22 protein-coding genes are annotated in these 21596 nt (G+C 71.3%); 13 read left to right on the top strand and 9 right to left on the bottom strand.

Annotated elements, in window-relative coordinates; genetic code table 11:
- Window positions 1-18: 18 nt before the first annotated feature.
- The 6 genes from FHP08_RS13185 to FHP08_RS13160 all read left to right on the top strand — a co-directional run bounded on the left by FHP08_RS13185 (window position 19) and on the right by FHP08_RS13160 (window position 6539).
- Window positions 19-825 carry a response regulator gene (locus tag FHP08_RS13185; RefSeq protein WP_147704943.1) on the top strand — a complete coding sequence of 269 codons (807 nt, stop codon included), beginning with the start codon at window positions 19-21 and terminating at the stop codon, window positions 823-825.
- Window positions 826-828: 3 nt separating this feature from the next.
- The gene (gene trkA, locus FHP08_RS13180) at window positions 829-2256 is read left to right on the top strand and encodes a Trk system potassium transporter TrkA (protein ID WP_147704942.1); all 1428 of its coding nucleotides are present in this window, start codon (window positions 829-831) and stop codon (window positions 2254-2256) included.
- A 52-nt stretch (window positions 2257-2308) separates the two neighbouring features.
- Complete coding sequence (locus FHP08_RS13175; RefSeq protein ID WP_222707891.1) at window positions 2309-3628, top strand: amidase; 1320 nt, start codon at window positions 2309-2311, stop codon at window positions 3626-3628.
- On the top strand, window positions 3625-5085 hold the full coding sequence (locus FHP08_RS13170) for a TrkH family potassium uptake protein (protein WP_225879130.1): 1461 nt from the start codon (window positions 3625-3627) through the stop codon (window positions 5083-5085). The genes FHP08_RS13175 and FHP08_RS13170 overlap by 4 nt, the downstream gene beginning before the upstream one ends.
- A 4-nt stretch (window positions 5086-5089) precedes the next feature.
- Window positions 5090-6211: a GTP-binding protein gene (locus FHP08_RS13165; protein WP_147704940.1), complete on the top strand. Its 1122-nt coding sequence runs from the start codon at window positions 5090-5092 to the stop codon at window positions 6209-6211.
- An 82-nt stretch (window positions 6212-6293) separates the two neighbouring features.
- Complete coding sequence (locus tag FHP08_RS13160; RefSeq protein WP_147704939.1) at window positions 6294-6539, top strand: BTH_I0359 family protein; 246 nt, start codon at window positions 6294-6296, stop codon at window positions 6537-6539.
- Window positions 6540-6543: 4 nt separating this feature from the next.
- Here the strand turns inward: FHP08_RS13160 and FHP08_RS13155 are convergent, their stop codons facing one another.
- Genes FHP08_RS13155 through FHP08_RS13145 form a run of 3 tightly spaced genes read right to left on the bottom strand, consistent with a single transcriptional unit; the run spans window position 6544 to window position 8794 of the window.
- A complete protein-coding gene (locus FHP08_RS13155) occupies window positions 6544-6936 on the bottom strand; it encodes a rhodanese-like domain-containing protein (RefSeq protein WP_147704938.1) in 393 nt (130 codons plus the stop codon).
- Window position 6937: 1 nt separating this feature from the next.
- A complete protein-coding gene (locus FHP08_RS13150) occupies window positions 6938-8260 on the bottom strand; it encodes a TRAP transporter large permease (protein WP_147704937.1) in 1323 nt (440 codons plus the stop codon).
- Between the two features lie 27 nt (window positions 8261-8287).
- Window positions 8288-8794 (bottom strand): TRAP transporter small permease, encoded by a 507-nt coding sequence (locus FHP08_RS13145; RefSeq protein ID WP_147704936.1) that lies wholly within the window; start codon window positions 8792-8794, stop codon window positions 8288-8290.
- Between the two features lie 208 nt (window positions 8795-9002).
- Between FHP08_RS13145 and FHP08_RS13140 the strand changes: the two genes are divergently transcribed.
- The 4 genes from FHP08_RS13140 (at window position 9003) to FHP08_RS13125 (ending at window position 13241) form a co-directional block, all read left to right on the top strand.
- Window positions 9003-10340, top strand: coding sequence for an aromatic ring-hydroxylating dioxygenase subunit alpha (locus FHP08_RS13140; protein ID WP_147704935.1), 1338 nt, complete (start codon window positions 9003-9005; stop codon window positions 10338-10340).
- Complete coding sequence (locus FHP08_RS13135) at window positions 10337-11779, top strand: glutamine synthetase family protein (RefSeq protein ID WP_147704934.1); 1443 nt, start codon at window positions 10337-10339, stop codon at window positions 11777-11779. The genes FHP08_RS13140 and FHP08_RS13135 overlap by 4 nt, the downstream gene beginning before the upstream one ends.
- 4 nt (window positions 11780-11783) lie before the next feature.
- Complete coding sequence (locus FHP08_RS13130; RefSeq protein WP_147704933.1) at window positions 11784-12107, top strand: 2Fe-2S iron-sulfur cluster-binding protein; 324 nt, start codon at window positions 11784-11786, stop codon at window positions 12105-12107.
- A 90-nt stretch (window positions 12108-12197) separates the two neighbouring features.
- Window positions 12198-13241, top strand: a complete 1044-nt coding sequence (locus tag FHP08_RS13125) for a TRAP transporter substrate-binding protein (protein ID WP_147704932.1) — start codon at window positions 12198-12200, stop codon at window positions 13239-13241.
- A 36-nt stretch (window positions 13242-13277) separates the two neighbouring features.
- Here the strand turns inward: FHP08_RS13125 and FHP08_RS13120 are convergent, their stop codons facing one another.
- Window positions 13278-13679, bottom strand: a complete 402-nt coding sequence (locus FHP08_RS13120) for an HIT family protein (RefSeq protein WP_147704931.1) — start codon at window positions 13677-13679, stop codon at window positions 13278-13280.
- A gap of 54 nt (window positions 13680-13733) precedes the next feature.
- On the opposite strand from FHP08_RS13120, the gene FHP08_RS13115 reads away from it, so the two are divergent.
- Both FHP08_RS13115 and FHP08_RS13110 read left to right on the top strand, forming a co-directional pair.
- Window positions 13734-15029 (top strand): flavin-dependent oxidoreductase, encoded by a 1296-nt coding sequence (locus FHP08_RS13115; RefSeq protein WP_147704930.1) that lies wholly within the window; start codon window positions 13734-13736, stop codon window positions 15027-15029.
- Between the two features lie 24 nt (window positions 15030-15053).
- The gene (locus FHP08_RS13110; protein ID WP_147704929.1) at window positions 15054-16013 is read left to right on the top strand and encodes an EamA family transporter; all 960 of its coding nucleotides are present in this window, start codon (window positions 15054-15056) and stop codon (window positions 16011-16013) included.
- Window positions 16014-16018: 5 nt separating this feature from the next.
- Here FHP08_RS13110 and FHP08_RS13105 read toward each other — a convergent pair whose 3' ends face one another.
- Window positions 16019-16675: a glutathione peroxidase gene (locus tag FHP08_RS13105; protein ID WP_147704928.1), complete on the bottom strand. Its 657-nt coding sequence runs from the start codon at window positions 16673-16675 to the stop codon at window positions 16019-16021.
- A gap of 209 nt (window positions 16676-16884) precedes the next feature.
- Between FHP08_RS13105 and FHP08_RS13100 the strand changes: the two genes are divergently transcribed.
- Window positions 16885-18081, top strand: coding sequence for an MFS transporter (locus FHP08_RS13100; protein ID WP_147704927.1), 1197 nt, complete (start codon window positions 16885-16887; stop codon window positions 18079-18081).
- A gap of 55 nt (window positions 18082-18136) precedes the next feature.
- Here FHP08_RS13100 and FHP08_RS13095 read toward each other — a convergent pair whose 3' ends face one another.
- From FHP08_RS13095 to FHP08_RS13080, 4 genes are all read right to left on the bottom strand, one after another.
- Window positions 18137-18958: an acyl-CoA thioesterase gene (locus FHP08_RS13095; protein ID WP_147704926.1), complete on the bottom strand. Its 822-nt coding sequence runs from the start codon at window positions 18956-18958 to the stop codon at window positions 18137-18139.
- A 34-nt stretch (window positions 18959-18992) separates the two neighbouring features.
- Window positions 18993-19700, bottom strand: coding sequence for a fumarylacetoacetate hydrolase family protein (locus FHP08_RS13090; RefSeq protein WP_147704925.1), 708 nt, complete (start codon window positions 19698-19700; stop codon window positions 18993-18995).
- Window positions 19701-19773: 73 nt separating this feature from the next.
- Window positions 19774-20103: a hypothetical protein gene (locus FHP08_RS13085; protein WP_147704924.1), complete on the bottom strand. Its 330-nt coding sequence runs from the start codon at window positions 20101-20103 to the stop codon at window positions 19774-19776.
- 16 nt (window positions 20104-20119) lie between these two features.
- Window positions 20120-21487, bottom strand: a complete 1368-nt coding sequence (locus FHP08_RS13080; RefSeq protein ID WP_147704923.1) for an NAD(P)/FAD-dependent oxidoreductase — start codon at window positions 21485-21487, stop codon at window positions 20120-20122.
- Between the last annotated feature and the right edge of the window lie 109 nt (window positions 21488-21596).

Raw genomic sequence — 21596 nt, 5'->3', positions numbered from 1 at the left:
ACCAGCAACGCAGGATCCATGGCGGAAATTCTCGTAGTGGATGACGAAATCGGCATCCGCGAACTGCTCTCCGAGATCCTCGGCGACGAAGGCCATTCGGTCTACGCCGCCGAGAACGCAGGCCAAGCCCGGCAGCTGCGCGACGAGAATCGCCTGGACCTGGTGCTGCTCGACATCTGGATGCCCGACACCGACGGCATCACCTTGCTCAAGGAGTGGGCGGCCGCCGGCAAGCTCTCGATGCCGGTGATCATGATGTCCGGCCACGCCACGATCGACACCGCGGTCGAGGCCACCCGGATCGGCGCGCTCGACTTCCTCGAAAAGCCGATCACCATGCAGAAGCTGCTGCGAGCGGTGGAAACCGGCCTGCAGCGCGGACGTGCCATGCCGCGAGCGGCCGTCGGCCCGGACGGTGCTGCGCCCGCCGCGGGCAATGGCGCCCCGGCGCCCGGCGCCACGGTCACGGCCTTCGTGCCGGCTGCGCCGAGCCTCGATGCGGCGCGCGCCGAGCCCGCAGGCGGCGGCCTGGTCGAGCGTCATCCCGATCTCGCGCCGCCGGGCGGCGCGCAGGCCGAAGCGGCGCAGCAGGGGATCGGCGGCCGATCCTCGGTCGCGCTGCGCGAACTCCCGCTGGACCTGCCGCTGCGCGAGGCGCGCGACGCCTTCGAGCGCGCCTACTTCGAGTACCACCTCGGCCGCGAGCAGGGCAGCATGACCCGCGTGGCCGAGCGCACCGGGCTGGAGCGCACGCACCTGTATCGCAAGCTCAAGCAGCTCGGCATCGATCTCTCGCGCGGGCTGTGGCGCCGCCAGGGCGGCTGAGGCTTGAAGATCGTCATCCTCGGCGCCGGCCGGGTCGGCGCATCGGTGGCCGAGAGCCTGGTCTCGGAGCGCAACGACATCACCGTGGTCGACACCGACGTCGCGCAGCTCAAGCAGTTGCAGGACCGGCTCGACCTGCGCACCGTGGCGGGCAATGGCACGCATCCGCCGGTGCTCGAGCAGGCGGGCATCGAAGACGCCGACATGCTGATCGCCACCGCGGCGCGCGACGAGACCAACCTCGTGGCCTGCCAGATCGCCGCGCGGATGTTCAACGTGCCCACCCGGATCGCGCGCATCCGCGCGCCCGAGTTCCAGGCCCACCCCGAGATCACCGGCGAGGGCGGCTTCTACGTCGACCACCTGATCTGCCCCGAGCAGACGGTGACCGACTACGTGCGCAAGCTGATCCAGTTCCCCGAGGCGCTGCAGGTGCTCGAGTTCGCCGACGGCCGCGCGAGCCTGATCGCGGTGCGCGCCTATGCCGGCGGGCCGCTGGTCTCGCATCCGATCAGCAATCTGCGCACTCGCCACCCGAACGTGGACATGCGGGTGGTGGCGATGTTCCGCGGCGACCGCTCGATCCGCCCCGAAGGCTCCACGATGATCGAGCCCGGCGACGAGGTGTTCCTGCTCGCGCCTTCCGAGCACATCCGCATCGCGCTGTCGGACCTGCGCCGGATGGACAAGCCGGTTCGCAGGGTGATGATCGCCGGCGGCGGCAACATCGGCCTGCGGCTCGCCCGCAAGCTGGGCAGCGACTACCAGGTCAAGGTCGTCGAGACCAGCCGCACCCGCTGCAACTACCTGGTCACCCAGCTGCCGGCGTCCACGCTGGTGCTGAACGGCGACTCCACCGACGAGGACCTGCTCTCCGACGAGGGCGTGGCCGAGATGGACCTGTTCATCGCGGTCACCTCCGACGACGAGAACAACATCATGTCGTGCATGCTCGCCAAGCGGATGGGCGCGCGGCGCACGATCGCGCTGATCAACCGCCAGGCCTACGCGGACCTGGTCGAAGGCAACCGGATCGACATCGCGATCGTGCCCTCGCAGACGACCATCGGCCAGCTGCTCGCCCACGTGCGCCGCGGCGACGTGGTGGCCGTGCACTCGCTGCGTCGCGGCGCGGCCGAGGCGCTCGAGGCGGTCGCGCACGGCGATCCGAAGTCGTCCAAGGTGGTGGGCAGGCGCATCGAGGAGATCGACCTGCCGCGTGGCGCCACCATCGGCGCCATCGTCCGGCCCACCGCCGGCGGGGCACTGCCCGGCCGGCGCGGCGAGCGCGGGGCGGCGCCGGCCGAGGTGATCATGGCCCACCACGACACGGTGATCGAATCCGGCGACCACGTGATCGTCTTCGTGGAGAACCGGCGCATGATCCCCAAGGTCGAGAAGCTGTTCCAGGTCAGTGTCGGATTCTTCTGATCCGCCTTCCTGGCCGGTGGCGACCGGCCGCGCCTCAATGGAAAACCGAACCATGCTGCCCTCCGTGTCGGAGTTGTCTTCGCGGATCGCCCGCGGCGAGTCGTCGGCCGAAACCCTCGCGCGCGCGCTGATGGCGCGGGTGCAGGAGTGCGAGCCGAGCGTGCAGGCCTGGGCATGGTTCGATGCCGCTCACCTGCTGGCCCAGGCGATCGACTTCGACGAGCGCCGCGGTCGCGGCGAGGCCGGCGGACCGCTGGCCGGGCTGCCAGTGGCGGTCAAGGACATCATCGACGTGGCCGGCATGCCCACCGAGGACGGCACCGTGCTGCACGCAGGCCGGATCGCCGACAGCGATGCCGCGGTGATCGCCGCGCTCAGGCGCGCCGGCGGCCTGCCCATGGGCAAGACGGTGACCACCGAGCTGGCGACGTATGCGGCGGGCAAGACGCGCAATCCGCACGACCCTTCGCGAAGCCCGGGCGGGTCGTCGAGCGGGTCGGCGGCAGCGGTCGCCGCGGGCATGGCGCCGCTGGCCATCGGCACCCAGACCAACGGCTCGGTGATCCGCCCGGCCGCATTCTGCGGCGTGGTCGGCTACAAGCCCGGATTCGGCTGCATTCCGCGTGCCGGCGTGCTGACCCAGTCGCCCACGCTGGATCACGTCGGCGTGTTTGCGCGATCAGTCGAGGACGCGGCCCTGCTCGCGCAGGCGCTGTTCGGCCACGATGCGCGCGACCCGGCGACCCGGCCGCTGCCGGCGCCGCCGCTGTTCGACATCGCCCGGGGCGAAGCGCCGGCGCTGCCCCGCTTCGCCTGGGTCGCGACGCCCTGGTGGGACCGGATGGCGCGCGACGCGCAGGCCGCCTTCGGCGGATTGCTCGAGCGCCTGGCCGGCGCCGCCTCGCCCTGCGAGCTGCCCACCGGCGCGGCCGATGCGATCGGCTGGCACCGCACGATCATGGAAGCGGAGATCGCCGGCTCCTACGAACGGGAGTACGAGCGCGGTCGCGACCGGCTGTCCGATTCGCTGCGCGCGCAGATCGAGCGCGGCAGGCGGATCACCGCGGTCGAGCACCGGCGCGCGGTCGAGCGGATCGGCCCGCTGAACCGCGCCTTCGACGCGCTGTTCTCGGACTTCGACGCGATCCTCACGCCGGCCACGCTCGGCACGGCGCCGCGCTTCGAGGACGGCACCGGCGACCCGTTGATGTGCACGCTGTGGACCTACTGCGGCATGCCTGCCGTGTCGCTGCCGCTGCTGCGTGGCGGCGACGGGCTGCCGCTGGGCGTTCAGCTCGTGGGCCGCCGCGGCGACGATGCGCGCCTGCTGCGCACCGCGCGCTGGCTCGTCGCGCATCTCGAGAACCCTTGAACCGTCTCCTCGTCATCGCCCACGTGCTCGGCGGGCTGCTGATGGTGTTCTCGGCCACCTTCCTGCTGCCGCTGGGGTGGTCGCTGGCTGTCGACGACGGCGCGCACGCGAGCTTCTTCATTTCCGCCGCAGGCTGCCTGGGCGTCGGCTCGCTGCTGTGGGCGCTCACCCGGCGCTACCGGCGCGAACTCGAGCCGCGCGACGGCCCCCTGCTCGTGGTCCTGGGCTGGCTGGTCATGTCGCTCGCGGCGGCGGTGCCCCTCGAGCTCGAGATCCCCGGGCTGAGCGTCACGCATGCCTTCTTCGAAGCAGTGGCGGGGCTCACGACCACCGGCGCCACCGTGCTGACCGGGCTCGAGTACCTGCCCCAGTCGGTCAACATCTGGCGCCACGCGATGCAGTGGTACGGCGGGATGGGGATCATCGTGATGGCGGTGGCCATCCTGCCGATGCTGGGCGTGGGCGGCATGCAGCTCTTCAAGGCCGAGATGGCCGGCCCGATGAAGGAGAACAAGCTCACGCCGAGGATCACGCAGACCGCCAAGGCCCTGTGGCTGATCTACATCGCGCTCACGCTCGCCTGCGCGGCGAGCCTGCGCTACATCGCGGGCGAGTCCTGGTTCGACGCGGTCTGCCACGCCTTCTCGGCGATGGCGCTCGGCGGCTTCTCGAATCGCGACGCCAGCATCGGCAGCTTCGACTCGCCGACCGTGGAGGCCATCCTGGGGGTCTTCATGCTGCTGGCCGTCCTGAACTTCGCCACGCACTTCCGCGCGGTGCGGGCCCGCTCGGTGGGGCCTTACCTGCGCGACCCCGAGGCCCGGGCGGTGTTCGTGCTGCTGCTGGGCAGCGGCGCGATGATCGGGCTGTACCTGTACTGGAACGGCGTCTACGACACGCTCGCCGATGCGATGCGCCACGCCTTGTTCAACACGCTTTCGCTCGGCACTTCCACCGGCTACATGGGGCAGGACTACGCCGCCTGGCCGGTGTTCGCGCCGATGTGGATGCTCTTCCTGGCCTGCATCGGCTCGTCGGCCGGGTCCACCGGCGGCGGCATCAAGATGATCCGCACGCTGATCCTGGTGCGGCAGACCTCGCGCGAGCTCGCTCGCATGGTCCACCCGCGCGCGATCTCGCCGCTCACGATCAACGGCCAGATCATCGAGAACCGCGTCATCTTCTCGGTGCTCGGCTTCATGCTGCTGTGGGGCGCGACCCAGATCGTCGTGGCCTTCCTGCTGCTTGCCTCCGGGCTGGACTTCGTGACCGCGTTCTCGGCTGCGGTCGCCATGGTCAACAACCTGGGTCCCGCGCTCGGCGAGTTCGGCCCCACCGGCAACTACGCCGCGCTGGGCAGCTTCCAGGCCTGGGTGCTGACGCTGGCCATGCTCGCGGGCCGGCTCGAGCTGCTCACCTTCTTCGTCGTGCTGACCGGCGCCTTCTGGCGGCGCTGAACCGGTGGACACCGTCCCGGCGACCCTGGTCACCGGTCTTCCCGGCTCGGGCAAGACCGCGCTGCTGCGCCAGTGGCTGGCGGCGATGCCGGCCGGGGAGCGGTGGGGGCTGCTGCTCAACCGCGCCGATGCCGGCGGCTTCCGGGCGCGGCTGCCGGGCGGCCGGGGCGATGCCGGTCCCGGGGCCGGCGCCGCTGCCGACCTCGGCGCCCCGCCCGGCGCCGTCGAGACGGTCGGCGGCTGCGCCTGCTGCGCCGGAAAGCTCGCTTTCGAGACCGCCCTGGTGCGCCTGTTGCGCCGCGGTCCATGGAACCGGCTGCTGATCGAGCTCGACGGCGCCGGGGATCCGCCCCGCTTCGTGGACCTGTTGCGCGCCGGCGTGGCTGGCCGGCACCTGCGGCTCGACGAGGTGGTGGCGGTGGTCGACGCAGAAACTGCGCGGGCCTGGCTGGACGACGCCGGTCCGGACGCCCAGGCCGATCCCGATGTTCGGGTCGACTCCGGCCCCGGCGGCCTCCGCGGCCGCCTGCTGGCCGGGCAGATCGTCGCGGCAGACCGGGTGGTGCTCACCGGTTGCGGCGAGCTGTCCGATCCGCAGGGCTGCGGGGCGCTCGCTGCGGTCCTGCGAACGCGGTCGCCCTTCCGAAGACGGATCGAGCTGGCGCATGCCCGCGAAGCAGCGTCCGCATCCGGCGAGGCGGCGCCGGACTCGCCGGAGGACTGGCCGCCGCTCCTTGCCTCGGGTGACGACGAAAGTGAGTGTTCGCTTGCTCGGCTACCGAACAACGGCCTGAGGCGCGCGGCAATGCCGAAGCGGGGCGGGCCGGGCTGGATCGCCTGGCGCTGGCCGGCGGCCGCCGTCTTCGACCGGGCCGGCCTGGAGGGTCTGCTGGCCCCGTGGCAGGCCCTGCCCGGCCTGGTGCAGGCCGAAGGCGCCTTCCGGACCGCGAGAGACTGGTACCTGTGGCGTCGGGACGCCAGCCGCGATGCCTGGTCGCCGACCGGCTGGCGGCGCGACAACCGGCTGGAACTGCGCCTGGCCGCCGGCGCCGGAAGCTTCGAGCGCCTGGCCGACGCGCTCGAGGCAGGCCTGCTCGGTGCGATCCGCCCGGGGCCGTCCGCCTGAAGCCCGCGCCTGTTCCGGCACAGTCCATGCTTGAAATCCTCCGGACAGCCGCCATCTGGGATTCGAGCCGGGAGGTACCGACATGAACCTGATCTACAACAGCACCAGCTACTGCGTCGTCGAGTTTCGCGACGCCGCCGGCGAGATCGGCGGCTACGAGATCATGGACAAGCTCGGAAAGCGCGAGATCTACCTGGGCGGCGACCTCGCGATCCGCTTCCGGGAGGGTGTGCAGAAGCTCATCGCGGCGGAGCCGTCCACCGACGACGTCGACGAGTTCCTGAGCGGCTTCCAGGGCCTGATGCAGACCCCGGTGGTCCTGCACTGAACCTCTAGAACTGCTCCCAGGGCAGCCCGTCGTGGCGCCAGCCGTTCAGCTTGCCGCGCTGGCGCTCGGCGTTCAGATCGCCCTCGAAGCCGTGCAGCACGTTGCTCACGTCGGTGAACCCGGCCTGCTCGAGCACCTGGGCGGCCTCGACCGAGCGCTTGCCGCTTCGGCAGATCAGGACGATCGGGCGGTCCAGCGAGTGGCCGGCCAGCTTCTTGACCTCGGTGACGAACTCCGGGTTCAGGTCCCAGTCGGGCGCGTCGTACCAGGCCACGTGCATCGCGCCGAGCGCATGGCCGACGAAGAAGTACTCGGCGTCGCTGCGGCAGTCGACGAACAGCGCATCGGGGTTTTTCTGCACGAACTCGTGCGCGTCTCGGGGCAGCAGGTGCTTCATCTCAATCCATGAATCCGACCAGGAACAGCGACAAGGATGGCACGAACAGCAGCAGCAGCGTTCGCAGCAGGTCGCTGATCAGGAAGGGAACCACTCCGCGATAGCTTTCGGCGATCGGCACGCCGCGGGCCAGGCCGTTCACGATGTACACGTTGAGCCCCACCGGCGGCGCGATCAGGCCGATGCCCACGACCATCAGGACCAGGATGCCGAACCAGATCGCCTTGCTCGTGGGGTCGAGGCCCCAGAGCTCGAGCCCCATCACCATCGGGAAGAAGATCGGCACGGTGAGCAGGATCATCGACAGCTCGTCCATCACGCAGCCGAGGACGATGTAGAACACCAGGATCGCGCCGACGATCGCCAGCGGCGGCAGGCCGGACGACCCGACCGCGGCGGCGAGCTGCGCCGGCACCTGGGTCAGCGCCAGCGCCGAGTTCATCAGGTCGGCGCCGATGAAGATCAGGAAGATCATCGCCGAGCTCTCGGCGGCCTGGTAGAAGCTGGTGGCGAGCTTGGCCCGGGTCAGTTCGCCTCGCGCCAGCGCCAGCGCCAGCGTGGACACCGCGCCGACCGCCGCGCCCTCGGTCGGCGTGAACACGCCGCCGTAGATGCCGCCGAACACCAGCACGAAGATGATCGCGATCGGCAGCAGCCCCGCCACCGCGTCGCGCATGTCGGCCTTCTCGACCTGGTCGCGCTCGGGTGCGTGCCCCGGCACCACCCGCACGTAGACCGCGATGGCCACCAGGTAGCCGGCCATCGCGATCAGCCCCGGGATCATCGCCGCCGCGAAGAGCTTGGCGATGTTCTGCTCGGTCAGGATCGCGTAGATCACCAGTATCACCGAGGGCGGGATCATGATGCCCAGCGTGCCCCCGGCCGCCAGCGTGGCGGTGGTCAGGCGGCCCGAATAGCCGTGACGCGTCATCTCGGGCAGGGCCACGGTGCCGACCGTGGCCGCGGTGGCCACCGACGATCCGCAGACCGCGCCGAAGGCGGCGCAGGCGATCACCGCGGCCATCGCCATGCCGCCGCGCACCCGCGACATCAGGCTGTTGGTGAACGAGAACAGCGCGCGCGACAGCCCGCCGTGGGTCGCGAACTGGCCCATCAGCAGGAACAGCGGGATGACCGACAGGTCGTAGTTCGAGAAGCGCGAGTAGGTCTGGGTCTTCAGGAAGTTCGCGTAGGGCAGCCAGCCGGCCTGCATCAGGTAGCCGGTGGTGCCGGCGACGAACATCGCGACCGCGATCGGGATCCGCACCACCATCAGCGCGATCATGATCCCGAAGATCAGCAGGGCGAGGGCGATCGGGTCCATCGTCGCTTCCGTCGGTCGGCGCGCGGGTCAGCGGCTCGCGGGCGCGTGCTGCGCGTCGGCCAGGTCCTCGGCGGCGGGCATGGCTCCGAATGCCTGCGCGAGCCCGATCAGCGCGGTGAGCGCCAGCGGCGGCACCATGGCCACGAAGGCGATCCATTCGGGAAACTGCAGCAGCATGGTCACGGATTCGTATTCCTTCGCGCTCAGGCCGCCAAGCAGCGTTCGCCAGGCCAGCAGGCCGCACATGATCGCCAGCAGCAGGCAGCCGGCGCGATCGAGCAGGTTCCGGGTGCGCGCGCTGGCGCGGGTGGTGAAGAAGTCGACGATGATGTTGCCGCGCCGGATCTGGCACAGCGGCATGAAGGCGGCGACCGCGAAGGCCATGCCCACCTGGACCAGCTCGAAGTCGCCGAGCAGCGCCGCGCCGAAGAACTGGCGCGACACGATGCTGCCGCAGGTGGCCAGCGCCACCGCCATCATGACCAGGCCGGCGAACAGCGCGCACAGGCGCGCCAGCAGGTCGAAGGCGCGCATCACGGCCGTCGCCTCCGGGCCGCGTCGCCTCGTTCGATCAAGGGCATGTCGTCTCCGTCTCGCATCTTCTTGTCGCCCGGCAGTATGCCTGCCGTGGCAGCCGCTCGAAAAGCCTTGGCTCCCTCCGGGGCCGCCGAGTCTACACGAGGGCGCGCCCCGTTCCGGCCATGCTAGAGTCGCCGCACACTCGAGAGGGGGGAGCAGCGCCATGATGTCGCGCGAACAGAACGACCGGATCGCCTGCGTCGGGCCCGGCGATCCGGCCGGCCGCCTGCTGCGGCGCTACTGGCAGCCGGTTGCCCTGCTCGACGAGTTCGACGAGGCGCGGGTCGGCCCGCGGCCGGTCAAGGCGGTGCGCGTGCTCGGCCAGGACTTCGTGCTGTTTCGCGACGAGCAGGGCCGCTGGGGCCTGCTCGATCGCGACTGCCCGCATCGCGGCGCCGACCTGGCCTACGGTCGACGCGAGGACGGCGGCCTGCGCTGTCCCTTCCACGGTTGGCTGTTCGACGTCGAGGGCCGCTGCCTGGAAACGCCGGCCGAGCCCGAGGGCAGCCGCCTGTGCGACCGGGTCCGTCAGCGCGCGTGGCCGGTGCAGGTTCGCGCCGGCGCGATCTGGGCCTGGCTGGGCGACGGCGAGCCGGCCGCCTTCCCGGATCTCGACTGCTTCGTGGCGCCGGACACCCACGCGTTCGCCTTCAAGGGTCTGTGGGAGTGCAACTGGCTGCAGTCGGTCGAGGTGGGCATCGACCCCGCGCACGCCTCCTTCCTGCACCGCTTCTTCGAGGACGAGCAGCCGGGCGAACAGAGCTACGGCCGGCAGTTCCGCAGCGCCTCCAGCGACTCCGACCTGCCCATGACCAAGGTGATGCGCGAGCACTTCCGGCCCGAGATCTACGTGGAGCCGGCGCCGCACGGGCTGCAGCTCACCGCCTTGCGCCGGATCAGCGAGAACTCGACCCACGTGCGGATCACCAACCAGGTCTTCCCGCAGGCCTTCGCGATCCCGCTGTCCGACGAGATGACCATCACCCAGTTCCACGTGCCGGTCGACGACTTCAACAACTACTGGTATGCGTTCTTCACGAGCTTCGGCGCGCCGATCGACAAGGCGCTGATGCGCGAGCAGCGGCTGAAGATGCACGAGCTGCCCGAGTACCGCCCGCGAGTCGGCCGCGGCAACCAGTACGGCTTCGATCCGCGCGAGCAGCTCGAGCAGACCTACACCGGCATGGGCGCCGACATCAACGTTCACGACCAGTGGGCCTGCGAGTCGCAGGGCCCGATCCAGGACCGCACGCGCGAGCACCTGGGCACCACCGACAAGGCGATCATGGCGTATCGCCGGCTGCTGCTGCAGGCGATCGACACGGTCGAGAAGGGCGGTTCGCCGCCGATGTCGATGGACGCCGCGCAGGCCGCCGCGGTGCGCGGCCCGGTCACCATGGACGCGATCGGCCCGGGCGGCAGCGTCGAGGCGCTGTGCGAATTCGGCCGCGGCATCGACGCGCGCCGACGCGCGCGCGCGAGCTGGGGCGCAGGTCGATGAGCTTCGTGGACACGCACGGGCTGCGCAACGAGGCGCAGCGGGCCGAGGCGGCCGGCGTCGCCGAGCGGATCCGGGCCGAGGGGCTCGACGTGGTGCGATTCGTCTACGCCGACCAGCACGGCTTGCTGCGCGGCAAGACGCTGGTGGCGGGCGAGGCCATCGCCGCGCTGGACGCAGGCATCGGGCTGGTGGGCACCAACCTGCTCAAGGACAGCTCCGATCGCACCGCCTGGCCGGTGTTCACGCCCGGCGCGGGCTTCGGCAGCCCCGAGTTCGAGGGCGCGTCCGACGTGGTGATCGTGGCCGATCCGGGCACCTTCCGGGTGCTGCCCTGGAGTCCCAGGAGCGGGTGGATCCAATGCGACGCCCACTTCTGCGACGGCCGGCCGGTGCCCTTCGACACGCGCCGCATCCTCCGGCAGGCGCTGGCGCGGCTGGCCGAGGCCGGCTACGACTACAAGGTGGGGCTCGAGGTCGAGTTCCACGTCTATCGGATCGACGATGCGCGGATCGGCCCCGAGCGCAGCGGCTGGCCCGGCGAGCCCCCGCCGGTGAGCCTGCTGAACACTGGCTACCGCCTGCTCGCCGAGCAGCGCTACGACCAGCTCGAGCCGGTGGTGGAACTCCTGCGCGGGCCGCTGCTGCAGCTCGGGCTGCCGCTCCGGTCCATGGAGATCGAGCTGGGTCCCAGCCAGATCGAGTTCGTGTTCGGCCCCATGACCGGCCTCGAGCCGGCCGACGCGATGATCCTCTTTCGCAGCGCGGCCAAGCAGGTGCTGCGCCGGCACGGCTACCACGCCACCTTCATGTGCCGGCCCAGGCTGCCCAACGTGATGTCCTCCGGCTGGCACCTGCACCAGTCGCTGGTCTCGCGCGCTCGCGGCGGCAACGCCTTCGCCGGGCCGGGCACCGGCGCCGACGACTGCCTGTCGGCCACCGGCCGGCATTTCCTCGCCGGGCTGCTCGCGCACGCGCGCGGCGGCTCGGTGTTCGCCACGCCCACCATCAACGGCTACCGTCGCTTCCGGCCGAATTCGCTGGCGCCCGATCGGGCCACCTGGGGCCGCGACAACCGCGGCGCGATGATCCGGGTGATCGGCGGCGCCGGCGATCCGGGCACCCGGCTGGAGAATCGCGCCGGCGAGCCGGCCGCCAATCCCTACCTGTTCATGGCCGCGCAGATCCACGCCGGGCTCGACGGCCTGGCGCACAGCCTGGATCCCGGTTCCTCGGCCGACACGCCCTACGAGGCCAGCGCCCCGCTGCTGCCGCGCAGCCTCGACGAAGCCCTGCGCGCCCTGCACGAGGACAGCGTGCTCGTCGAGGCCTTCGGCCGCCCCGTGGTCGACTGGTACACCCGCATCAAGCGCGCCGAGATCGTCCGCTTCGAGGCCGAGGTCACCGACTGGGAGCACCGCGAATACTTCGAGATGTTCTGAGCCCATGCCCAACGTCCACTACATCGCCCACGACGGCAACGAGACCGTGCTCGAGGTCGAGCCCGGCAACAACCTGATGATGGCCGCCGTCTTCGAAGGCATCCGCGAGATCGAAGGCATCTGCGGCGGCTGCCTGTCCTGCGCGACCTGCCACGTCTACGTGGACGCGGCGTGGGCCGATCGGCTGCCGCAGCCCTCGGCCGACGAGCTGCGCATGCTCGACGAGGTCGCAGCCGAGCGCCGGCCGAACAGCCGCTTGTCCTGCCAGATCGAAATGCGCGAAGATCTGGCAGGAATTGTCGTCCGGATGCCAGACCACCAGTCGTAGCGCACTAGAATCGATCCACGGCGCGGCGCCGGCGATCGGCCGGACGCTTCCGCGCACACAACCCGGACCACCGGACGAGGAGACAACCCGATGAAGTTCCGCCGCACCCTGTTCAGGACCGCGTTCGCGGCAGGCCTGGCCGCCGCGCTGGCCGTGCCGGCCATGGCCCAGCAGCAGGTCACGCTGAAGTTCCACACCTTCATGCCGCCGCAGTCGAGCGTGTGGCTCGACATGCACGTGCCCTGGATGGACAAGATCGAGAAGGAGTCGGGCGGCCGGATCAAGTTCGAGCGCTACCCGGCCATGCAGCTCGGCGGCACGCCGCGCGACCTGTTCGACCATGCCCGCGACGGCGTGGCCGACGTGGTCTGGACCCTGCCCGGCAACACGCCCGGGCGTTTCCCGCGCATCGAGGTCTTCGAGTTGCCGTTCATGATGACCAACGCCGAGGCCACCTCGAAGGCCTACTGGGAGTACGTGCAGACCTACGCCAGGGACGAGTTCAAGGGCGTCCACCTGGTCGCGGTCAACGTGCACGGGCCCGGCGTCATCCACACCAAGGACAAGCAGATCAAGTCGGTCGAGGACCTGAAGGGACTGAAGGTCCGCGGGCCGACGCGCTTCATCACCAAGATGCTCGGCTCGCTGGGCGCCACGCCGGTGGGCATGCCGCTGCCGCAGATCCCGGACGCGATGTCCAAGGGCGTCATCGATGGCGCGGTGATCCCCTGGGAGGTGGTGCCTGCGGTCAAGGTCAACGAGCTGGCAAAGTACCACGCCGAGTTCGATCCGGCCGGCGGCGCGCTCTACACCACGACCTTCGTGGTGGCGATGAACCAGAAGAAGTACGACTCGCTGCCGCCCGACCTGAAGAAGGTCATCGACGACAACTCCGGCATGGCCACCTCGGGCTGGCTCGGCAAGGTCCAGCAGGGCAACGACCCGAAGGGCCGCAAGACCGCCGAGACCCCGCGCAACACGATCTACACGCTGTCGCCCGAGGCAGCCAAGGCCTTCCAGGTCGCGGCGGCCGACGTGGCCAACGAGTGGGTCAAGGAGATGGACAGCAAGGGCTTCAAGGGCAAGGAGCTGCTTGAGGGCGCCAAGGCGCTGATCCAGAAGCACTCGAAGTAAGCTAGGAGTCTGGGCGGCAGAGTGCCGCCCAGACTCCTAGACCCGGATCCGCGCCGCCAGCGCCTGCAGGGTCTCGAAGGGCGGGTCGCGGCGCGGCCAGCCCAGCGTGACCGCATCGCCGGCGCGGCGCGGCAGCACGTGCAGATGCAGGTGCGGCACGGTCTGCCAGCCGGCGGCCCGGTTGGCCTGCAGGACGGTCACGCCGTCGGCCGAAAACTCTCGCTCGACCGCGATCGCGATTCGGCGCGCGGCGCGCATCAGCGCGGCGGCGGTCTCCTCGTCGGCGTCCATCAGGGTCTCGTAGGGCCGGATCGAGGCGACGATCACGTGGCCGTCGTTGAGCTGGCCCGCGTCCATGAAGGCGAACACGTGCTCGTCGGCGTACACGCGGGCGCAGGGGAGTTCCCCCGAGTAAAGGCGTTCGAAGATCGTCGGCATCGTCCGGGCTCCATCGGCTAAGCTACTTCCATTCTCGGCCCGACAGACGCGAAAGTGAAAGTCCTGATCATCGGAGGCGGCATCGGCGGCCTCACCCTGGCACTGATGCTCCATGCCCGCGGCATCCGGCCGCGCATCGTCGAGGCCGCGGTCGAGGTGAAGCCGCTGGGCGTCGGCATCAACGTGCAGCCGAGCGCGGTGGCCGAGCTGACCATCCTGGGACTGCTCGAGCGGCTCGACGCCACCGGCGTGCGCACCGCCGAGGTGGGCTACTACAACAAGCTCGGCCAGCACATCTGGAGCGAGCCGCGCGGCGTCGACGCCGGCTACGCGGTGCCCCAGTTCTCGATCCACCGCGGCCGGCTGCAGATGCTGCTGTTCGATGCGGTGCGCGAGCGGCTGGGCGCCGACGCGATCGAGACCGGCCTGGAGGCGGTCGCGGTGGAGCCCGACGCCGGATGCGTCACGCTGCGCAGCCGCGCCGACGGCGCGACCCGCACCGAGCAGGCCGACGCGATCGTGGCTGCCGACGGCATCCACTCGGCGGTGCGCCGGCAGTTCTATCCCGACGAGGGCCTGCCGCGCTACTCGGGCCGCATCCTGTGGCGCGCCACCAGCTACGACCGGCCCTGGCTGACCGGCCGCACCATGGTCATGGCTGGCTACGCCGACCAGAAGCTGGTCGCCTACCCGATCACCCGGCCCGACGCCGAGGGCCGCGCGCTGCTCAACTGGATCGCCGAGCTGCGCGTGCCGGGCGGCACGCCGCCCAAGGACGACTGGAACCGCGAGGTGCCCAGGTCGGTGTTCGCACCGGCCTTCGCCGACTGGAAGTTCCCCTGGCTCGACGTGCCGAAGCTCTTCGAAGGCGCCGAGCGCGTGTTCGAGTTCCCGATGGTCGATCGCGATCCGCTGCCGCGCTGGAGCTTCGGCCGGGTGACCCTGCTGGGCGACGCCGCCCACCCGATGTACCCGATCGGCTCGAACGGCGCCTCGCAGGCGATCCTCGACGCGCGGGTGCTGGCCGACGCGCTCGAGAAAGCGGGCGCCGCGGGCGATTCCGCATCGGCCGCCGGCCAGGGCGCGATCGAGGGCGCGCTGAAGGCCTACGAGGCCGACCGGCTGCCGAGGACCGCGCGCATCGTGATGGCCAATCGCGGGCAGGGCCCGGACCACGTGATGCAGATCGTGGAGGAGCGCGCGCCGAACGGCTTCGGCGACGTGCACGAGGTGGCCTCGCACGAGGAGCTGGTCGCGATCGCCGCGCAGTACAAGGCGATCGTCGGCCTGGAGATCGAGACGGTCAACGCGAAGATGAAAGCCTGGGAGGCGCGCGGCGGCCATCGCTGAGCGCGCCCCGCGACGAGCCCCTCGATGCCCGGCACTGCGCTCGCCCTGATCCTGGCGGCGGCCCTGGTGCACGCCGGCTGGAACCTGTGGATGAAGCGCTCCGGCACCGGTGGCGGCATGGCCTTCGTCTGGGGCACCGCGGTCGTCGCGGCGATCGTCTTCGCGCCGTTCGCGGCGCTGTCCGGCGCGTTCGGCGGCGGGGCCGACGCCGCGACGTCCGCCTCCGTGGCGTCTGCCGCCGCGGCGTCTGCCCCCGGTGGTGCCGCCATCGCCCGGCTCGCGGACTGGGGCATCGGCATCTGGGTCGCCGTCGGCATCAGCACGCTGGTCCACACGCTGTACTTCCGGGTGCTGCAGCGCGGCTACGGCGCGGGCGACCTGTCGGTGGTCTATCCGGTGGCGCGCGGCACCGGGCCGCTGCTCGCTTCGCTGGCCGCCATCGCGTTGCTCGGCGAGCCGGCCGGCCCGGCCTCGCTCGCCGGGCTGGTGCTGGTGGTTGCCGGCACCTTCACGATCGCCGGCGGTGGCGCGATCCTTCGCGCCGGCGCCGCGCCGGCCGCGCGCCGCGGCCTGCTCTGGGGGCTGGCCACCGGCGTGCTGATCGCCACCTACACGGTCAACGACGGGCGCGCCGTGTCGGTCCTGAATGCCGACCCGCTGGTCTACTACTGGGCGATCTGCGTGGCCCAGGGCCTGCTCGTGGCGCCCTGGGTGGTCCTCACCATGCCCGAATGGCGAGCGGTGCTCGCCCGCTCATGGCGCGTGGTGCTCGGCGTGGGCGTGCTGTCGCCGATCAGCTACATGCTGGTGCTCCAGGCGATGCGGCTCGCGCCGGTGAGCCTGGTCGCGCCGGCGCGGGAGCTGTCGATGCTGGTGGCGGCGCTGGCCGGCGCCACGCTGCTGGGCGAAGGCCAGCTCGGGCGCAGGCTGGCCGGCTCGACGCTGATCGCGGCAGGCGTGGCGCTGCTCGCGCGCGGCGCCTGACGCGCCTACCGCGCAAGCAGGCGCTCGATCTCCGCAACCAGCTTCGGGTCGTCCGGGCGGACCTTGCTCGGGAAGCTGGCCGCCGGACGGCCCTGGCGGTCCACCAGGTACTTGTGGAAGTTCCACGCCGGCGCCTCGCCGGTGGCGCGCGCCAGCGCCGCGTGCAGCGGATTCGCCTGCGGCCCGGTGACCGCGGTCTTCGTGAACATCGGAAAGCGCACGCCGTAGGTGTCGAAGCAGAGCTGCGCGATCTGCTCGCGGCTGCCGCTCTCCTGCCTGAAGTCGTTCGACGGGAAGCCCATCACGACCAGGCCCCGCGCAGAGTAGCGGGCGTGCAGCGCCTCCAGCCCCTCGTACTGCGGCGTGTAGCCGCAGCGGCTGGCGGTGTTCACGACGAGCAGGACCTTGCCGGCGTACTGGCACAGCGACTGCGGCTGCTCGTCCTGCAGGCGGTCGAAGCTGTGGCGCAGCAGCTCGGGGCAGGCGGCTGTCCCGGTCGTGGCGGCGTCCGCCGGGCGGGCGATCGCGCGCTCGCCGGCGGGGTCACGCCCGCCGGCAGGGCCGCCCGCGGCCCAGGCCTGCGGGACGAGCGCCGCGCCGACCGCGAAGGCCAGCAGCGAGCGACGGGCGCGTCGGCCACGGGCCGAGGAGGATTCGGACATCGGTGCGACGAGTTGCGAGTCGATTTTCACTTGGTCAGGGTACCGCCGTGCCCGGCTTCGGCCGTCGATTTCCTGCCGGGCGTCGAGGGTTCTTCGCATTGGGCGTCGCGTCGGGCCGGTCCCCGCTCCGGCCTTCGGTTCGACCCTCGCGCCGGCCTCGCGCCGCCCGTCGCTGCGGTAGCATCGCGGCTCACGATGAGCTGCCGCCGATGACCCCCTCCCTGCCCGACGAGCGCGCGCTGCGCGCCGCGATCCGCGCGCTGACCTTCGGCAACTTCGCGATCGGCACCGGCGTGATGGTCATGGTCGGCATGCTCGACCTGATCGCGGACGGCCTGGCGATCACGGTGCCGGCGGCCGGGCAGCTGGTCGCGATCGGCGCGCTGGTCACCTGCCTCGGCGCGCCGCTGGCCGCGGCCTTCACCACGCGGATCGACCGCCGCAGGCTGCTCGTGGGCAGCCTGGCGCTGAGCGCCGCGGGACACCTGCTGTCGGCGCTGGCGCCCGGCTTCGCGGTGCTGGCGGTGGTTCGCGCTGCGGCGATGGTGCAGGCGGCGATCTTCACGCCGCAGGCCGCCGCCGCGATCGGCTCGATGGTGCCGCCGCAAGCCCGCTCCCGCGCGGTCACCTCCATCTTCATCGGCTGGTCGATCGCGTCGGTGATCGGCATGCCGCTGGGCAACCTGGTCGGCACCCACCTGGGCTGGCGCGCCGGCTTCGGCGTGGCGGCGCTGCTGAACCTGGCCGCCTGCGCCTGGGTGATGGCGACGATCCCGCGCGGCCTGAAGGCGCCGGCGCTGTCGCTCGCATCGTGGCTGGACGTGGCGCGCAACCCGCTGCTCACCCGCGCGCTCGCGGTCACGCTGATCGGCGGCGCCGGCCAGTTCGTCCTGTCGGCCTACATCGCGCCGGCGCTCAAGCTCGCCACCCAGTCGACACCCGCGGCGGTCGCCGCGGTGATGGCGCTGTTCGGCGTGTTCGGCGTGCTCGGCAATCTGTGGCTGAACCGCCAGATCGGCCGGCGCGGGCCGCACCGCAGCGTCGACACCTCGGTCGTCGCGATCGCGATCGGGCTGGGCTTCGCCGCGCTGCTGACGCTGGCCACCCAATGGCTGCCGATCGCCGTGTGGCCGCTGCTGGTCGCCAGTTGCGTGTTCTGGGGGCTCGGCTGCTTCGCCATGAACTCGGCGCAACAGGCGCGGCTGGCGGCGATCGCGCCGGCGCTGGCCTCGGCCTCGATCGCGCTCAACACCTCGATGATCTATGCCGGGCAGGCGATCGGCGCGGCCGCGGGCGGGGCGCTGATCACGGCGGCCGGCATCGGGCTGCTGCCCTGGGCGGCGCTGGCCCTGCTGCTGGTCACGTACGGGCTGTCGCGCCGGGTGGGCGCACGGGCGGTCGCCTGAGGGCGGTGATCGGGTCGCCGCCCGGGGGCGGCCCCGGGCCCGTTGCCCGAGCCGGTCAGTCCCGGGCGCCGAGCAGCGCCACCGCCTCGCGCACCGGCATGCCCACCGCGAGACCCGCCGCGCGGGCCCTCGGATTCAGGTGGGAGATCACGCCGCGCTCGTAGCCGTCGCGGGCCTCGCCGATGCGGGCCGAGTCGTGCGCGTAGCAGCCGCAGGCCACGCCGATGTCTTCGAGCAGCGCCAGCGCCACGATGCCGGCTTCGTCGCGGCCCACGCCTGCGTCATTCAGGAAGACCGCGCGCGGGCGCACCGGCGCGCGCAGCACGAAGCCGGTCGACGACATCCCGCCGTGCGAGCCGGACACGATGACGCCGTCGGCGCAGTGCTCGTCGATCGAGGTGATCGTGTCGAGCAGGTGCAGCCGCGCGGGTGTCGCTGCGTCGGCCGCGTGCGGGGCATCGCCCTCCTCGAACAGCGCCCGGAACCAGCCGGGAATCGGCAGCGCGCGCAGGCGCTTCGGATCGTCCGGATGCGGCGCCCCGATGAAGCGCACTTCCCAGCCCTCGGCCAGCAGCGTGTCGCCGCGCAGCGCCCGGTGCGCGATCCGGAAGGTCTTCGCGCTCCAGCGCTCGATCTCCGAGCGGATCTCGATGCGTTCGTTGTAGCGCGCCGGCGCCCGGAAGGTCGCACCGGCGTCGACCAGCGGCCCCAGCACCCAGCCGTGCTCGCGCTGCATGCCGTCGTGCGTCTGCCCGGCCGCGAGCAGCAGCGCGTGGGTCGAGGCGTCGAACCAGCGAAAGAAGTTGGGATAGAAGACGATGCCGGCCGGGTCGCAGTCGCCGAACCCGACCAGCACCGCATGCACGTGCGTCTTCATGCGCCGGTCCGTGCGCCCGAGCCTTGCCGCATCCTCAGGTCAACCGGACCTTCAGCTCGCCCACGCCCTCGACCGCGCCTTCGAGCAGGTCGCCGGCGACCACCGCCGCCACCCCTTCCGGCGTGCCGGTGAAGATCAGGTCGCCAGGCTGCAACGCCCAGTACTTCGACAGGTGCTCGATGGTTTCGGCGATGTTCCAGATCAGCTTGGACACGTCGCTGGACTGGCGCACCGCGCCATTCACCTTCAGCCAGATCGCGGCCGCCGACAGCGCCTGGCCGCCCGGCGCCACCTCGGCCGCCTTGCGGATCGGGCCGATCGGGGCGGAGTGGTCGAAGGCCTTGCCGATCTCCCAGGGTCGACCCAGCTTCTTGGCCTCGCCCTGCAGGTCGCGTCGGGTCAGGTCCAGGCCCACCGCATAGCCGTAGATGTGCCTGGCGGCATCGGCCGCGGCGATGTTCCGGCCGCCGGTGCCGATGGCCACCACCAGTTCGATTTCGTGGTGCAGGTCCCGGGTGGCCGGCGGATAGGGCGCCTCACCGGTGCTGCCCTCGGGCACCACGACCAGCGCGTCGGCCGGCTTCATGAAGAAGAAGGGCGGCTCGCGGCCGGTGAAGCCCATCTCCTTGGCATGCTCGACGTAGTTGCGGCCCACGCAGTAGACGCGGTTGACCGGGAAGCGCTCGCCGGCGCCGGCGACCGGCACCGCGGCCTGCGGCGGCGGGGTGAAGACGAAGGACATCGGTGCTCCGTTTGCGGGAACGAAAGGACCGATAGGTTATCAGCCGCGGGTGCTCCTCATCGGCCGCAGGCCTTCAGCTTCCCGTCTTCGCCAGCGCGGCCAGCGGCCAGGCCAGCAAGGCGGCCCCGCCGCCGATGCCCAGCGCGATCGCGGCCAGGTTGGCCCAGTCGATCCAGTAGGCGACGTTCCCGAACGACGACGCGGTCAGCGAGGGCAGCAGCGCGAATGCCGCCATCGCCACCAGCAGGCCGAGCGCGACCGCCAGCGGCAGGCCGCGCCGCCAGGCGCCCGAGCGCGCGGCCAGCAGGAGCGCCAGCAGTGCCGCCAGGTAGCCGATCACCAGGCCCTTGTGGGCCAGGGCCAGTTCGAAGACGATGTTCAGGGCGAGCCAGATTTCGTACATCACGCGGTCTCCCTTCTCAGACCCGGCCCTTGGCCACCGCCATGTAGGCGGGCTTGAGCATGGTGGTCTTCATGAACCAGGCGAACCAGCTGTCCTGCAGCGGGTCGACGCCCGGCAGCGAGGGCGTGAGCCGGCCTTCGTAGTCGAACTCGATCAGCAGCGCCGAGCCTTCGCGCAACAGCAGCGGGCAGGAGGTGTAGCCGTCGAACTGCTGCGACGGGTCGCGCTGCGCGATCACGTCGACCAGGTTGGCGGCCACGATCGGCGCGCTCTTCTTCACGGTGGCGGCGGTCTTGCCGCGCGGCGTGCCGTTGATGTCGCCGATCCCGAACACGTTCGGGAAGCGCCGGTGGCGCAGCGTGCCCTTGTCCACCTCGAGCCAGCCGCCGGCGGCGAAGCCGCCTTCCTTCCAGGCGAGCTCGCTCTTCCTGATCGGGTCGGGCGCGCGCATCGGCGGCGGGATGTGGATGAAGTCGTAGCCCAGCTCGGTCTTCTCGCCCTCGGGGCTCACGAAGGTCGCGCGGCGGGCGCCGATGTCGATGGCGGCCAGCTTGCTGGTGAGCTCAACGCCGATGTCCAGCGCCTTCCAGCGCGCCAGCACCTCGTCGTTGACCTTCGGCACGCTGAACACGTTGCCCAGCGCCGAATGGAAGGTGATCTTCGAGTTGCCGCGGGTGCCGGCCCGGCGCAGGCGGTCGGCCAGCATGAAGGTCATCTTCAGCGGCGCGCCGGCGCACTTGATCGGGGTGGCCGGCAGCGTCATCAGCGCCTCGCCGCCCCTGGCCCGGAAGGCGTCCATTGCGCGCCAGGTGGCGGCGGCGGCGTCGGGCCCGTTGTAGACGCTGGTCAGGCCGTTGGTGCCGATGGCCTTCGGATCCATGCCCTCGATCTGGCCGTAGTCCAGCTGCAGGCCCGTTGCCACCACCAGGAAGTCGTAGCGGAGCTTCGTGCCGGCATCGGTGGTCACCGTGCTGGCCACCGGGTCGAACTCCGCGACGAACTCCCTGACCCACTGCACGCCGGAAGGAATCAGGTCGGCGTTGCGATCGCTGACCTTGGCGACCGGCCAGACGCCGGTGGCCACCAGCGTGTAGCCTGGCTGGTAGTTGTGAACCTCCTTGCGATCCACGATCGTGATGCTCGCGCCCTCGAGCTCGCGCGCCAGCCGGCTGGCCACCGCGAGTCCGCCCAGGCCGCTTCCGGCCACGACGATCTTCGCCGAGGTCTTCGGCGCGGCGCGGGCAGGGGCCGGCGCGGCGAGCATCCCGCCGGCGCCCGCCGCGGCCGCGCCGATCAGGGGCAGCGAGCCCGCGCCGCGCAGGAAATCCCGTCGCCCGGCGGCGGGCGCCCTGTCGAGGCCGGCGAGCGGCTTGTCGGTCTTCATCTCTCCCTCCGGTGGGATGGCCGCGCCGGCAGGTCCGGCGGCAAGCAGATGCGTCTCCACTCATACGTATTGTCAATGCCGCCGCAGGGGTGAACCTTGCGCCGGATCA

The sequence above is a fragment of the Zeimonas arvi genome (assembly GCF_008039575.1).
Taxonomy (GTDB): domain Bacteria; phylum Pseudomonadota; class Gammaproteobacteria; order Burkholderiales; family Burkholderiaceae_E; genus Zeimonas; species Zeimonas arvi.
This window is presented reverse-complemented; position numbering and strand designations above follow the sequence as displayed.